Genomic DNA, 16392 nt, shown 5'->3' on the forward strand with positions numbered 1-16392 from the left:
TCATGACGTTTTTTTCTATTCCTGAAGCCGCTCTTGATGCACAAGCAACAGCAACACATCCCCAAAAAAACGTGTGGGTTTCTGCAAATGCTGGATCTGGAAAAACCCACGTTTTAAGTGAACGTGTTATCCGTTTGCTTTTAAACGGTACGCCTCCAGCACGTATTTTATGCCTTACTTATACAAGAGCTGCTGCTGCTGTTATGCAATCACGAATTTTTCGCACGCTTTCTAGTTGGAATGAGCTCGATGATGCACAGCTGCAAGAAACCTTAACACGGTTTGAAAAAAAACCTGTTAATGCGCAAAAACTAACTTATGCACGGCAACTCTTTGCGCGTGCCCTAGAAACGCCTGGTGGCTTAAAAATTCAAACGATTCATGCTTTTTGTGAATCTCTCTTACATCAATTTATGTTAGAAGCCAATATTGCAGGGCATTTTGAACTTCCCGATGATATCGGTCGAAAAAAATTACAACAAGAATCCCGTCGCGAACTTTTAGCCCGTCGTGATGTACAACCTGCTTTGCAACAGTTACTTCAAGTTATTAGCGAACATACTTTTAACCAATTGCTCTATGAAACAGTTGAAAAGCAACATAAATTGTCTGATTTTTTATCTTCTCTTTTATCTGAAAATGGAGAAGAAAAATTGCGCGCGCTTTTTAACTTAGCGCCCAATGAAACAAATCAATATCTTCTGGAACAAATTAAACAAACAGCGCGCCTTCCTCTTTATGCTCTTAAGCATTGTGAAACCAATGGTAATCAAAGCTTTAAGGATATGGTGGCAAAACTTTCCCAATTAGAAAAGGTGCATGATGAGACAAATATTCTCAATATTATTTCTGATGTTTATTTTACAACAAAAGGTGAGCCGCGTAATTTTTCACATTTATCTCATAAAAAGTCAGACGAAATTTGGCCTTTTATTCAACAAATGCTTGAAGATAAACAAAACAAGCTTTCTGTTCTTTTAGAAAAATATCAATGCGCAAAGGTTGCCACTCTCAATATGGCTGCTTTTCAGCTCTGTACTATTTATCTCAAAATTTATAAGAATCTAAAAAAGTCCAATGGCTTCTTAGACTTTGATGACCTTATTGAGCGTACACTTCATTTGTTACAGCGCAAAGGTGCAAGCCAATGGGTGCACTATAAACTTGATCAGGGACTTGATCATATTCTACTTGATGAAGCACAAGACACCAACCCTGAGCAATGGCAAATTATTCAACTGTTGGCACAGGAATTTTTTTCAGGGTATAGCCAACGAACAAACATACGCACTCTTTTTGCTGTTGGAGATGAAAAGCAATCTATTTATTCTTTTCAAGGCGCTGCTCCAGAAAATTTTGCTGCAAATGGACGAATTATTCAAAAAAAAGTGCAACAAACAAATCAGCAATTTGAAAAAATACAACTGCATTATTCTTTTCGCTCTACAGCAGATGTTCTTAAAAGCGTTGATCTTGTTTTTGAAACACCAGAAAACTATAAAGGACTTTCGGCAGAAAATACAAAAACGGTGCATGAAGCTATTCGGGTTCATAGTCCGGGTGAAGTTATTATATGGGATGCCATTTCAAAAGAAACGAGTGAGTTTCCTCAAGATTGGCATGCAACTGTTAATCATTTAGATACACCTGAAGTCCGTTTAGCAGAAAAAATTGCTGAAACGATTGCTGACTGGTTACAAAAAGGCGAAATGCTTCCAGCAAAAGGACGCTTAATACGTGCAAGTGATATTATGATCTTGGTCCGTAAACGTGATCAATTTGTCTCAGCTCTTTCGCGTGCTCTTAAACACCGTAATATTCCCGTAGCAGGGGCTGATCGTTTACAGCTTACCAAACATATTAGTATCCGTGATTTAATGGCGCTTGCGCGTTTTGTTTTACAGCCACAAGATGATCTTTCTCTTGCTTGTGTTTTAAAAAGCCCACTTTTTGCTCTTAGTGAAGAGGAACTCTATCAGCTTGCCGTACACCGCACCGGCTCTCTTTGGCAAAGTCTGTGCGCGCATATATCATCGCAGATATCTTTTAAAGATGCTTTTGAAAAGCTGAACCATTATCGCGCTTTAGTGGATAAAATACCAGTTTTCGAGTTTTATAGCCATATTTTGAACAATGATAAGGGACGACAAAAAATTCTGTCTCGTTTAGGATCTGAAGCAAATGATGTGCTCGATGCTTTTATGGATTATACGCTCACTATTCAAAAAACAGGATTACCAGGATTACAAGCTTTTTTAGAAACATTAAGTGCAAGCGAACCAGAAATTAAACGTGAATTTGAACAAAGTAATGAAGAAATTCGCATTATGACTGTTCATGCTGCAAAAGGACTAGAGGCTGCTGTTGTGTTTTTAGTCGATCCTGGCAGTGCGATTTGGCATCCTCAGCATGCGCCTCACTTGCTTAAAGTTCCTTTAAACAATGCACAATGGAACGGAAAACAAGCCTTTATTTGGCGCCCCAATGAAAAGTTTAATACAAAACTCTCTAAACAAGCAATTTCATATTTAAAAGAGCGTGCAGAAGAAGAATATAGGCGTCTTCTTTATGTAGGAATGACACGCGCTGAAGATCGCTTGTTTATTTGTGGATATAAAGGTCCGAAAACGCCATCTTATACATGGTTACAACTCGTAAAAAAAGCCCTCGAACCGCATGCCCTTGCTATAAAAGATTCTTCGGAAGATATTGCAGCTTGGCGTTATTGCATTACACCTGCTTCTTCTACTTCTATAAACTCAAAAGTTCCTTCCGCTGAATGCCAAACCTTACCACCTTTGCCTGCTTTTTTCTCTCATAAAGTACCAGCAGAACCAGTGTTACCAAAACCGTTAAAACCGTCAGTGGCGAGCCTTTCCATTGAAGCTGATACAGAGCTGTCCTCAAATCCAAAACAGCTTACCACTTCACCTGTTTTAGGAGCCATGAACACAAACAGAGCTTTTTCCATTGAATATGGTAATCTCGTTCACCGATTGTTACAGTATTTGCCCGATTGTCCCCCACAAAAATGTCGAGATTATGCTCGAAACTATCTCAATATCAAAGCCTCTCATTGGCATGAGAGCCAAAGAGAAGATGCTCTTAGCCATATTTGGAAAATATTAGATCATGTTTATCTCAAACCCCTTTTCTCTGAGCATTCACGTGCTGAGGTCTCCTTAATGGGTATTGTGAAAATTCGTGGAAAAGAACAAGCAATCTCTGGTCAAATTGACCGTCTCTACATCACGCAAAACAGCGTTATCTTTGCAGATTTTAAAACAGGAACCCCGCCAGAAAATGAAGCTGCTATTGCTTCCCATCATTGGTTGCAAATGGCTCTTTATCGAAAATTATTGCAAGCTATTCATCCCGATAAAGATATACAGGCTCTGCTTATCTACAGTAAAGAAGCCAAAATTTTTAAACTTCCTCCAGAAAAACTTGAGGCATTTCTTAGTGAAGTTGCCTTATAAGTTAGTCTTTTCCCTGCAAAGCATTTTTACACTTTATTTACTTTCATAAAATCGCTCAAACAAACACAACGCACAATCCCTAGTGTAAAAAAGTCCTTTAATAATTTATCTTTGCAATAACTTGATATGAATTGTTATTATACCAATCTATAAAAGGTGAATATAAAGGATAAATAAATGACGTGTATAAAAGTTGATAAGGACAATTTCGAAAGTGAAGTTCTAACCTCTTCCACCCCTGTTGTGGTTGATTTTTGGGCAGAATGGTGTGGCCCTTGCAAAGTGATTGCTCCAATTTTGGATGAAATTTCAATAGAAATGCAAAATCAAGTTAAAATTGCTAAGGTAAATATTGATGAAAATCCGGAACTGGCTACCCAATACGGAGTACGTTCTATCCCTACATTACTAATGTTTAAAAATGGAAATATTTCATCGAATATGGTTGGCGCTACCTCTAAAGGACGTCTTTCTGAATGGATAAAAGATGGGCTTAGTTAATTCCACGTATAATCACTATAAAGGAGAGAAATTTTGTCTCTCCTTTTGACTTTTTTAAAATATTCTTTTTTGCATTATATTATAATGAAAAGACAATAAAAATCAAAATTTTAAATGAATTTAAGAATTCGTGCTTTTATGCATGATTCAATTGACCATTTTTTATAAAAAATTGCTTTGTATGAAGAATATATGCAATTCTTTCCTTATAGGCGCGTTAAAAATATTGGGTGAATGATAATTTCATTAAAGGTATTTCTTCTTAGATAAGACTATTGAGATAGATAGTGTTTTCAACACATAAAGGGAGATTTTAAGCAAAAACTTTGCAAATTACTTTTCTGAAGCTCACAGTTTTTAAGCAGAAAGAAACAAGCAATTCACTACAGGTTATATAATGCTCTTCTAAAGGGTTATCACTTCAATTTAAAATTCTCTTATACTATTCTCTAAAATCAAAATTGTAGGTATCAGATTCTCTAAAATAAATTGATGAATTCCTATAAATTAATGGCTGTCCTTTGCAATTTATGTCATTGTTATATAAAAGAGTCAGCATTTCGTTTCATCTTCCATGGTTGGTGCCTCCATGAAGCCTTCTTTATGTTGTCCATCATCTCAGATTTCATAGGTAGTACTGAGGTATTATCAATTTAAAAAATGATGATGTTCATGTTTTTTTAAAATGTACGAATTGCGAAAGACTGTTGCAAACATTCAATGGAATGTTGCGCTGATCTAACTGTTACATGACGCCCATGTTCTTTATAGTGTAAAGTGAGTGCAAAAGTGGCAAGCTCTAAAAGAGCTGTATTTCTTTCTGGCCATTCAACAAGTAAAATATTTTTCTCACGAGCTTCATGAAGCCCTAATTCATCAATTTCTTCTGCCATAGAAAGGCGATAAAGATCAGCATGAATAATTTCAAACTTTGGAAGTTGATAGCTTTGCACAAGAGTAAAAGTAGGGCTTGGAACATCCATAGTGTTATCGTTCGCAAGTGTTTGAATGATTGTACGTGCAATGGTTGACTTTCCAGTTCCAAGATCTCCTTGCAGCGTTACAAGATCTCCTGGCTTTAAAGAAAGAGCTAAATTTTGTGCAAAAAGCTTTGTTGCCTCTTCATTTTCAAGAAAAAAACTAAAATTCATTAAAAGTTCCATGAAATGGATGAAAAATTTTTGTTATCATAAAGGTTAAAATTAAAAAATCGTATCTCCTTTGGAGAGTGGGAAAAAACATTTAACTGTTGTTCCTTTTCCAGAACCGGTAAGAATTTCAACATGTCCACCGTGTAGTTCAACGAAACTTTTTACAAGGGAAAGGCCAAGACCCGCTCCCGCACGCCCACCATGGTGTGAATGGGAAGAAAAACGTTTAAAAATACGATCAAGGACATCTTCTGGGATGTCAGAGCCCTGATTGTGAACGCTAAAGACAATGTTATCATCTTGTTCATCAACGCAAAATTCAATAGTACTCGCCTCTGTTGCAAAATTAATAGCATTACTCAGGACATTCACAAAAATTTGATGCAAGCGCTTTTCATCAGCAGAAATAGAATTTAAGGAAGGAAAAATTTGTTGTAAAAGCGTAATATGACGTCCATTAAGGCGATCTTCTACACGTGCTACTGCTTGTATCATAGCATCGGCAATGTTAACCGATTTTATGTCCAACTCCATAATGCCTGCATCAAGGGTAGCAAGATCAAGAATATCGTTAACAATATTTAAAAGAGTTCCTGATTCTGAATGAATGTGTTCAAGATATTCTTGTTGACGTTCATTGATAGAGCCGAAAATTTGATCACGTAAAATATCGGAAAATCCAATAATATTGGTGAGAGGTGTGCGTAATTCATAAGAAACATGTTGGACAAATTCATTACGCAAACGATCAGCACTTTCTAATGCTTCATTTTTTTCTTGAAGAGCACGCGCAACATGGACAGTGTCCGTAACATTCACAAAAGTAAGCATCGTTTGTCCATTAGGAAGAGGGACCAGAGTATAGTCAATAATCATATCATTTTTAAGATCTATACGACCTGAAAATGTTTCACGTTTTTCAGCAAAACCGGTAATGAACTTGGTAAATTGATTCCATTCTTGCCCCAAGGTTAAGGCTGAACAATGGCTTTGTAACTGTGTAATATGGGTTCCTTCTACCAGTAAATTATAAGGAAGAGACCACAATTTCGACAAGGCAGGATTCGATAAGCGAAGGCGTCCATCAGTACCAAAAACGACCACACCTTCAGAAAGTTTATCAAGTGTTTCACCTTGTATTTTAATAAGTGTATTATAACGGCGCTCAAGATCAATTTTTTCTGTAAGGTTTTCGTAAAGCCAAGTGACACCTCCTTGTGGATGAGGGTTCGAGACAACACGCACCGTACGCCCATCTGGAAGATTCCAAATTTGTTGGTTCGATTCTGTTTGCCAATAGGCTTTTAAAAGTTCTTCTTTCCATGCGCGCCAATCAGGGTGTTCAGCAATGAGCCCCTTTTCACGTAAACGTTCAAGAAACAATGTATGGCTTGGTTCACTTTCTAAAAAAGAACTCTCCAACGGCCATAAAATTTTAAAAGCATGATTACAGAATTTTAATTTTTGGTTTGTATCAAAAATGGCTACAGCTGTTGAAATTTGGTCAAGTGTTTCACAATGGCTTTGAAGAACATATCTTAATTCATGAGAAAGATTTTCATATGCGCTGTCATTACGTGCAAAAGCTGCCATCCCTTCAGCTGTTGTAATACGTGTGAGATGAAAACGGTGCCGTTCTCCACCAATAACCGTATGAACATGTTCTTGAAAAATAGTTTCTGTTTCATCTGTTTTGCGTTGTGTATTTTCATTGAAAAGATCCCCCACGTCATCACTGTCTTCACGAAAGTCTGTCATTTCTCTAAAGGCGCGATTGATAAAACAAACTTTTCCTTCACAATCTTTTATCCATACGGGCTCTTGAATAAGATCAAGAAGATTACGCTGCATTCTCAATTCAGTAAGAAGGCGGGCGATATCTTTCTGTAAACGAGAATTTTCTCTCTGTTGTTTTGAGATATCTTGAAAACGAGCAATGGCGACTGTTCCTGCGATGACTCCTGTAACTTGTAGCGGTACATTGTTTGTGGTGGTGATAGAAAGATCAAAAGGGTGACATTTACAACGTAGTTGAGTCAATGCATAATCAAGTTCTCGCAGAGAATTTTCTTCAACCCAGAGCTCAAAACGCTGAAAATCTTTCTGATCGATTCCTATTTTTTGCAATGCAGAAAGAGCACCAACAACACGGGGTAAAGTTGTTGGATTTTCCCAAATAAGAAGGAATTGCTCGGTTTCTTCCAGAAGCCATTCATAATATTTAAGTTTTTCAGAAAAATTTGCCTGAATTATCTTCAAAGGCTTCTGTGCAGTTTTTTTTGCACGCACGGTAACAGCTATACACGAGAGAAGTGAAGCACAAGAAATTCCTCCACACAGCGCTAAAAGCAGCCATGGACCATTCGGCAAAGTGAAGAAAAATGGTAAATAACCTTCCAATGACTGAGCAAAAGCGCATGTTGGAGAAAAAAAGAAAAAAAGGCAAAATATATACGTATAGATTCGGATCTCTTTTTGAGTTTTTTCTTTGGGGTTATAGTCACCAAAGCTGAGCACGGCATCTTTCCCTTTTTTAACCCAAGGAAACGTATTAGTAACGGTAATGGTTTGGTTTATAAGGTCCTTGTGGTGAGACTCCAATATAAGCGGCTTGTTCTTCTGATAAAACACTTAATTTTATTCCTAACCGATCCAGATGTAGACGTGCAACCTTTTCATCAAGATGTTTAGGCAAAACAGTGACTTCATTTGTATAGTGTTCTGAACGGGTAAAAAGTTCAATTTGCGCTAAAACTTGATTAGTAAACGAGGCTGACATGACAAAAGAAGGATGCCCAGTCGCATTCCCGAGGTTTAACAAACGCCCTTCAGAGAGCAAAATGATGCGTTTTCCATCGGGAAAGGTGATCATATCAACTTGTGGTTTAATATTTGTCCATGGCAAATTTCTAAGGGCAGCGACTTGGATTTCGTTATCAAAATGACCAATATTTCCAAGAATACACATATCCTTTACTTGTCGCATATGATCTAAACGAACAACATCTTTATTGCCTGTTGTCGTGATGATAATATCAGCACTGGAAGCAGCATCATCCAAATTAACAACTTCATAGCCATCCATAGCGGCTTGAAGAGCGCAGATAGGATCAATTTCTGTTACTTTAACACGAGCCCCAGCACCAGAAAGAGATGCTGCTGAACCTTTTCCTACATCACCATAACCACAGACAATGGCAGTTTTACCAGCGATCATCACATCTGTTCCACGTCGAATACCATCGACCAATGATTCTTTACATCCATATTTATTATCAAATTTTGATTTAGTGACGCTATCATTAACATTAATAGCAGGAAAAGGTAGAAGTCCTTCTTTTTGTAACTGATAAAGACGGTTTACACCTGTTGTGGTTTCTTCGCTTACACCTTTAATTGCTGCGCGCTGTCGTGTAAAAAAACCTGGCGTTGCATCCATACGCTTTTGTATTTGTTTGAAAAAAATTTCTTCTTCTTCTGTTTTGGGATGCGATAAAATATCTTTATTTTGTTCTGCACGACTTCCCATTAAAATATAGTTTGTGGCGTCAGCTCCATCATCTAAAATAAGATTGGAAGGATTACCATCTGGCCATTGGAAGATTGCATCTATATAAGTCCAATATTCTTCCAATGTTTCACCTTTAATGGCAAATACAGGAATGCCAGTTGCGGCGATAGCTGCTGCTGCATGGTCTTGCGTAGAAAAAATATTGCTAGAGCTCCATCGTATATCGGCGCCAATCGCTTTTAATGTTTCAATTAAAACAGCTGTCTGAATTGTCATGTGCAATGAGCCAGAAATACGCGCTCCGCGCAAAGGTTGACTGGAAGAAAACTCCTTACGACAAGCCATCAAACCAGGCATTTCTGTTTCAGCAATATCAAGTTCTTTACGACCATAAGCGGCAAGTGCAATATCTTTGACAACAAAATCTTGAGCTGCCATTCTTCATTCCTTTAAAATAAGTTTTTCCGAGACGGTAGGAGAAATTAAAAAAAAATGCAAGACAAGAAGAGGACTTCTTTATGTGAAAAAGCTCTTTTAAAATCTCCATAAATTTGTGCAACAAATATGCATTTATGGATCTGAGTAGTGATGTTGCTGACGGAGTAGGAGATCTTCATGATAAGTTTTATTATATAAACAAAATTCTATCCTTTTCACGTAACTTTAAAGCTTTTAAAAGTCTCCAGAGGGAATACCTTTTAAATAATAAAAATGGTGCATTGCTTTACAGTTTTTATATTGATTTTTATGGGATAATATCGAAAGTAGTATACTCGTATTCTACACACTTATGCGGTTGTTGAAAAAGGAAGAATTACTTTAATCTCATTATTAAGCTTTTTAGCAAAATAATATAAATGCAAAGCCATAGATTATCATGTTTATGGATAGGCAGTTCAGAATCGGTTCTTTAGGATTCCAATGTTGCACCTGCTCTTGGATAAAGACAGTTTATAAGAAGTGCTTTTCTCCTGTTTTCAACGATTTTTATCAAAAGACTATAGATATACGATTAAACATTTTTTGTGATACTGAATAGAGTATTTAAAATGTAAAAACATCACTCTATTGAACACTCTGATTTTAAAACCGCTAACAACGCGCTATGAATTATAAATCAAATAATTAACTCAGTTTTGGAAGAATTTATTCTAGACGAGTAGGTTTTGGGAAAATTGACCATGTGGACGAAATCGCCAGAGATAACTTGGCAAGAATGCTGCCATTGCTCTGGGGGTAATACCCACACCTTCTAGCGTATATCCATTCTCTATAGCTTCTTTAGAGACAATGTTATCCATTTGCAAAAAACGTATCTGATTGGCTGTTACGAGTGTTGGTACAAAAGGCAATTTACCGATTGTTCCCAAAATTCCTCCAATCAATAGACCGACAGAAAGAGGCATAGATAGGATTGTTTTTTTACGACGAATGATTTTAAGTATATTTTCAAGAGCATTTTGGAAGGTGATAATCTGGGGACCACCAAGATCATAATTTTTTCCCCAAGCAACCTGTCCATCTAAAGCGCGCACGATAAACTCAGCAACGTCACCAACATACACGGGTTGCAATTTGCTTTGTCCACCTCCAAAAAGAGGCATAATTGGTAAAAAACGTGACAAATCTGCTAAGGTGTTAAAGAAACAATCCTCTGGTCCAAAGATAACGGATGGACGGATAATAATTGCTTGAAGATGCTTGTTATGAATGATTTGTTCACCCATAAACTTAACACGTGCATAAAGACATGAAGCATTCTCGTTAGCCACAAGTGTTGACATATAGATGAGCGGAATACCAGTTTCTGCTGTTAATTCAGCAACATTGTAAACACCATCAATTTGTGTGTTTTTAAAATTCGATTGATTTGCTTGTTTTAAGCTACCGGGTAAAAACACTGCCGCATCAGCTCCAAGCAATGCGCGTGCAACAGAGGCACGATGCTTGATATCTGTTTTAAGCATTTGGGTTTGTCCTACTTCTCCTATTTGGAGCATATAATAAGCTTTTTGTGGACAACGAACAGCGATGCGAACGCGATATCCCCGCTTAGTCAAAGTTTCAACGACATGTCGTCCTACAAAACCGGATCCGCCAAAAACAGTAATGAGTTTAGGATGTTGATAAAGTGCACAATCAAGTTGCATGATTAAAAAGTCTATCTTTCAAAGCTTTAAAAATAGCTAATTATCTAGCACGGTGGTGTTTTATTGTCACGCAAAATATCACCCGCAAGATAAAGAGAACCACTAATAAGGACAATAGCCTCTTTATATTCCATTTTAATTTTATGCAAAGCATCTTGTAGGTGCGCTTTTGGGGCAGCAGGGATTCCTACTTTTTGGGCTGATTCAGCTAAGTCTGTTGGAGAGATACTGGCATTATTGTCAAGCAGCGGTATCGTATATACTTTATCGACAAGGTTAGCTAAAGGACGAAAATAACCGACAGCATCTTTGGTATTAAGCATGCCAGCAATCATAATAATGGGGCGATCTGTTTTTTTTCTCCATTGTGTAAGTTCTGCCGCAATAACTTTTCCTGCAGCAGGATTGTGACCACCATCTAACCATAAATCAATATCAGGAGATAGTTGATCAACCAAAAGTCCTTGGGTAAGATGCTGCATTCGTGCGGGCCAATAAATATTTTTTAAAGCGTCATTTATGGTTTGTTCTGAAAGTTGAAAACCCGCTTGATAAACTGCTTCAAGAGATGCACCAGCATTGGCAACTTGGTGGTCTCCAATAAGGTTAGGAAGGGGAAGATCCATGAGACCTTGATTGTTTTGAAAAACCATACGTCCATGTTCTTTATAACTTTGATAATCTTGATCAAAGAGAGCATAAAATGCTTTATTTTTATTAGCAAGGGGTATTAAAGTAGCAAGAGTTTCTTCATAATTTTGCTTCCCAATGACTACAGGAACGTTTGGTTTGATAATCCCTCCTTTTTGAAAAGCGATTTGAGCAATTGTATTTCCAAGAAAGCTCTCATGATCATAATCAATGGGCATAATAAGCGATACAGCTGGTTTGTTAACGACATTGGTAGCATCAAAACGTCCTCCCAATCCAACTTCTAAAATGACAACATCAGCTGGATGTATACTAAACAACATAAAGGCAGCGGCTGTAAAAATTTCAAAAATAGTAATCGGCTCTTGACGATTTACTTTTATAATTTCACGGATTGTCTCAGCCAATTGGTTTTCTGTAACAAGTTGACCACCTCCTTTTTGACCTAACCGGCAGCGTTCATTCCAGTTGACGAGATGAGGTGAGCTATAAACATGAACGCGGTATCCTGCACTTTCCAAAAGAGCACGGCAAATTGCTGAAGCAGATCCTTTGCCATTTGTTCCAGCGATGTGAATAACAGGGGCAAGTTTTAAATGTGGGTTACCAAGACGCTCTAAAAGGTGAACAATACGCTCTAAAGAAAGATCAAATTTTTTCGGATAATTTTTTAGTAAATCATCCACCACCCTTTGTATTTGACTTTGTTGCATAAACTTAAGCTGCTTTTGTCCTAGAAAGCGATGTTTGAGAGTCTGTTGGGGATGGATCGGAAGGGTTAAAAACAGCAGGGCGTTTCATCATCAAGCGTAAAATACGCGCAATTGTTGTTTTCATTTCTAAACGCGATACAACCATATCAATCATACCATGTTCAAGCAGATATTCACTACTTTGAAAACCTTCTGGTAGGGTTTCGCGTATAGTTTGTTGAATCACACGTGGACCAGCAAAACCAATCATAGCGCCAGGCTCGGCAATGTGAATATCACCAAGCATGGCGTAAGAAGCAGTAACACCACCGGTGGTTGGATTAGTCAGCACAACAATATAGGGAAGCTTTGCTTCTTTCAACATTTCAATTGCTACTGTTGTACGGGGCATTTGCATCAACGAGAGTGTTCCTTCTTGCATGCGTGCACCACCAGAAGCAGCAAAAAGAACCAGCGGACGCCTTTCAGCAATGGCAGTATCAAAAGCTTTGATAATAGCTTCTCCTGAAGCCATACCAAGTGATCCACCCATAAAGGCGAAATCTTGAACAGTTGCAATAATTGGTAAGCCTTCAATCGTACCACGTGCACTTAAAATATTGTCATCAACCCCAAGTTTAGAACGATAATCTTTTAACCGGTCAATATAGCGTTTTTCGTCACGAAATTTTAAAGGATCTGTTACAACTTTTGGATTTTCAAGAGCTGTATAAACACCATCATCAAAAAAATGCATGAGACGATTTTTAGCACTGATACGCATATGATGACCAGAATTGGGAGCTACAAATTGATTAGCTTCCAGATCTTTATGGAAGACCATTTCACCACTGGTAGGATCTTTAATCCATAGATTTTCTGGAATTTCACGGCGCCCCAATATAGAGTTAATTTTAGGACGAACATAATTTGTAATCCAGTTCATCTTTATAACCTTCCTTTAAATATTGTGCATCTTTTGCATGATTTGAAAGAATATAGAACTTAAGCAGTCACATTTGCTTTACCGGTTGAACAAAGGAGTCTATTTAATACTTTTATCAGTGTACGTATAGCTTGTTTTTTAATTTTTAATTTTTCCCATATTATAACAATCATATGCATCATGAAGAGTATTCCCTATAATAAATTTCTCATAAGTTTTAAGAACTTACATGTTTGTATTTTTTACTTTGGTGTTAAAATTTACTCCTTGCGATGGTTAACAAACGCCTTATTTTTTAATAAAAATGAATATCCAATTAATCATTCGTATCAACAGTTTTGAAGAAAAGAAACCTTATAGTATAAGGCGCTAACAAGGCTAAAATAATCCATTAAAGATAATGAATACAATAACGCTATATTAGCGAAACGCTAACATCAGAGCAAGATTTTTTTCAAAAGGTTTCTTTAAAGCGCACGCTTTTTACAATTAAAATAGAATACGCTCAAAATACCATTATATTACTCATTTACGTGCTTGTTTTACACAGATATCTTTCAATAATTTCCAAAACTCTCTTATGAAGAGTATACACTCTCCATGAATGGTATAAAAAACATTATGCTATCCGTTTTTACTGAAATAGAAGGTACAAAGCGGCACCATCATATTCTTTTTCAGTTTTCAATACGACGATAATGTTTGCATTAAGAGGATTCATATAAAGATATTTCACGCCTTTTTGAAAGTACTTTTATCCGCACACCACCTCCATTTATGACATATTAACAAACGATTTCAATTGATCCAATATGAATAGGATTAAAATGAGAAACCCTCATAATATTTAGGTTTTTCACTCATGTTGTGAAACGATAAGTTATCATTATAAATCAATATATTGCTTTAATAAAAGATAAAGCATAAAATTTTATATTATGCTTTCTTTGGCTGGCAAGTTTTATTAACCTTAAAGTCAAGGAACACTATTTTTGTGTAATGCGTGCCATGGTCTTTTGGGAAAGCATTTTGTGTAAATATGTCATAAAGGCGGCTGCAAAAAGCGGTGTTGCTAAATTAAGAATTGGAATCGAAACAAAAAGCGCTATCAATAATCCTGCGCCAAAAACCGCTGTGTAATGAGTATGTAAAAAAGCAAGGGCATCTTGTTCTGTTCGAAAACGGTAAGCCGCAAACAAGAAATATTCATGACCGAGCAAATAACCATTAATAAGATAAAAAGCAATTAAATTAATACCTGGTATGAAGAATAAAATAAAAGCAATTCCATTACCAAGAAGGCTTAAAATAACAAATTTAAAGGAAATGATAAGAGAACGCTGAAACGGCAAAGCTTGTCCAATAGGCTCGTTTGGGTAATCCTCTTTTTCAATGATTTCAGCAGCAGAGTCAATGAAAAAACCACCAATCATAGCTGAGATCGGTGCAATCAAAAAAGCCAACAAAAGAGCCAAACCAAGATTAAAAATGATAAGCATGCTAAAACCAATCCATCCCGCCCAACTAGGAAGTCCAGGAAGAAATTGAGCAATCCAGGGCCAAAAGTAAGACACAAAAAGTTGGTGCACACATAACCATAAAATGGTGAGAATGAAAAAAGTAACCCCCAATGCTTTCAGTATCATAATACGATATTGCGAGGTCAGAAGACGTTGTAAAGCACGATAAGCAGCAGTAAAAATCATAGATTAATAAACTAAGGAAAGAAGCAAAAAAAACAAGAAATATATTTAAAGTATGTACAGTGTAATTTTTTCTTTCTTTGAATTACAAGATTTTTTTCAAGAACATTATAAAAAACGGTTAAAGTTTCTTTGTTAAAAATAAAGTTTGAATAAATAGAAATTTTGATTTTTAAAAACAAAGAAGAATTTAAAAAGTAGCTGTTGTAGAAGAAATTTTTAGTATTTTTGTACATAGTGTAGATTATTCCGTTTATATGATATATGTAAAAAATTAAGGAATAAGAACTATTTGGGAGAAAAGTTGTTTACTTCTATTTATTCAGTAGAGTTATCTAACTTCGTTTATCTAAGTGCTTAATTGTTTTGCACAATTCCTAAAATTCTGTACTTTTCTACTATTTGGCGGCATGCTTTTGCCCCTCGCTTTCAAAAAAATATTGAGTTCAATGGAATAGGGGTAACGTAGTAGCTCCGTAGATATTCTAATTTTGGGCAACAGAATGATTAATATGATAGAAGTGGAAAAAATAAGCTTAGGCGATTGACCGTCCGATCCCATAGAAGAGCAGTTTTTTGAGAAGAAGCAAAGAAAGGGAAAAACCACGGATGCTTAAAAATGATGAGATTTTGAATTTTAAAAGCTATAAGTGCAATGAAGTAAGCATTCATTGAAGCACTTTTCATACAAGTGGTGCATTGTATCAAATAATTTTTAGATAATAACACCACTAATTTATCGAAGAGAATTGATCATTTTCAACTTGAATAAAATCCCAAATATAGAAATATTCTTTAATTTCAAAGACTCTATTCAACATCAAAAAATTATTTACGTACACATTATAGGCGAGACCAATGTATGGATACAAAGCTTTCGATAAAGGAATAAAAATGCTTCTCATGAAACATCACAATGTGAGGATATCATGGATAAAATTCTAGTTTTTGTGGTCTTGGTATTCTGAAGAGAGGACACACACATTTAATCTTAAAGACCGATCACTGAGGAAAATAATAAAGGCTTCAGTTTCATAAACTTATAGACAGTGGTGCAGTGAATTTTGTCTACACTCTTTATAAGCGTCAGTGTGAGATATGCTTCAAATTGCATTGAGATGTTATAATATCATTGATTTATACATTATTTTTCATAGCGAATAAGAGCTCAAAATAAAGTTGTCATATTTTCTCATTAGCTGCTCTCATCATGAAACAATCAAAATCATTTATTTGCATATTATAAATATGACCAATATGGGGATAAAAACATTGAATAAAGAAAATGCTTTTTATAAATTTTATCCAGTGCAAGAGCTTTGTCAAAATTGATGGTAGCCAAAGTGAATGATAGCTTGTTTTTTTATAAGCTGGCGAGACAGTGGTGCAATAGATCCTGCTTTTATGAAGGCTAGGGTGAGATAGGATTTTTTAAAAAAACATTTCCCAACGGCTCATCACACCCATTTCGCAACAGCGTTTGTGAATGGTATATGGGTAAAGCTCTCGTGAATAATATAAAACTTATAGGGCATCACTAACTTTACGCTTAATAAAAAGAGCACGCTGGCACCATCATCCTCAGTGTTGTCCGAGACAAGCCCTTGG

At 36.3% G+C, this 16392-nt stretch carries 9 protein-coding genes; 2 read left to right on the top strand and 7 right to left on the bottom strand.

Going from position 1 to position 16392, the window contains the following annotated elements; all coding sequences use genetic code 11:
- The first annotated feature begins 2 nt into the window (after positions 1 to 2).
- Both addA and trxA read left to right on the top strand, forming a co-directional pair.
- A complete protein-coding gene (gene addA / locus ACFILT_RS02400) occupies positions 3 to 3479 on the top strand; it encodes a double-strand break repair helicase AddA (protein ID WP_375679513.1) in 3477 nt (1158 codons plus the stop codon).
- A 177-nt stretch (positions 3480 to 3656) separates the two neighbouring features.
- Positions 3657 to 3980, top strand: coding sequence for a thioredoxin (gene trxA / locus ACFILT_RS02405; RefSeq protein ID WP_375611361.1), 324 nt, complete (start codon positions 3657 to 3659; stop codon positions 3978 to 3980).
- Between the two features lie 680 nt (positions 3981 to 4660).
- On the opposite strand, the gene tsaE is transcribed toward trxA, so the two are convergent.
- The 7 genes from tsaE to ACFILT_RS02440 form a co-directional block, all read right to left on the bottom strand.
- Positions 4661 to 5131 (bottom strand): tRNA (adenosine(37)-N6)-threonylcarbamoyltransferase complex ATPase subunit type 1 TsaE, encoded by a 471-nt coding sequence (gene tsaE, locus ACFILT_RS02410; protein WP_375617471.1) that lies wholly within the window; start codon positions 5129 to 5131, stop codon positions 4661 to 4663.
- A gap of 51 nt (positions 5132 to 5182) precedes the next feature.
- The gene (locus ACFILT_RS02415) at positions 5183 to 7648 is read right to left on the bottom strand and encodes an ATP-binding protein (RefSeq protein WP_375679514.1); all 2466 of its coding nucleotides are present in this window, start codon (positions 7646 to 7648) and stop codon (positions 5183 to 5185) included.
- A gap of 34 nt (positions 7649 to 7682) precedes the next feature.
- Positions 7683 to 9080, bottom strand: a complete 1398-nt coding sequence (gene ahcY / locus ACFILT_RS02420) for an adenosylhomocysteinase (protein ID WP_375620877.1) — start codon at positions 9078 to 9080, stop codon at positions 7683 to 7685.
- 713 nt (positions 9081 to 9793) lie between these two features.
- Complete coding sequence (locus tag ACFILT_RS02425) at positions 9794 to 10792, bottom strand: complex I NDUFA9 subunit family protein (RefSeq protein ID WP_375678844.1); 999 nt, start codon at positions 10790 to 10792, stop codon at positions 9794 to 9796.
- Between the two features lie 44 nt (positions 10793 to 10836).
- The gene (locus ACFILT_RS02430; RefSeq protein WP_375675477.1) at positions 10837 to 12156 is read right to left on the bottom strand and encodes a bifunctional folylpolyglutamate synthase/dihydrofolate synthase; all 1320 of its coding nucleotides are present in this window, start codon (positions 12154 to 12156) and stop codon (positions 10837 to 10839) included.
- A 4-nt stretch (positions 12157 to 12160) separates the two neighbouring features.
- Entirely contained in the window at positions 12161 to 13081 is a 921-nt protein-coding gene (accD, locus tag ACFILT_RS02435) for an acetyl-CoA carboxylase, carboxyltransferase subunit beta (protein WP_375611366.1), read from the bottom strand.
- A 986-nt stretch (positions 13082 to 14067) separates the two neighbouring features.
- Positions 14068 to 14787, bottom strand: a complete 720-nt coding sequence (locus tag ACFILT_RS02440; protein WP_375678843.1) for a sulfate transporter family protein — start codon at positions 14785 to 14787, stop codon at positions 14068 to 14070.
- Positions 14788 to 16392 lie beyond the last annotated feature (1605 nt).

Origin of the sequence: Bartonella sp. AP7XZML (genome assembly GCF_042195745.1) — a bacterium.
Lineage (GTDB): Bacteria > Pseudomonadota > Alphaproteobacteria > Rhizobiales > Rhizobiaceae > Bartonella.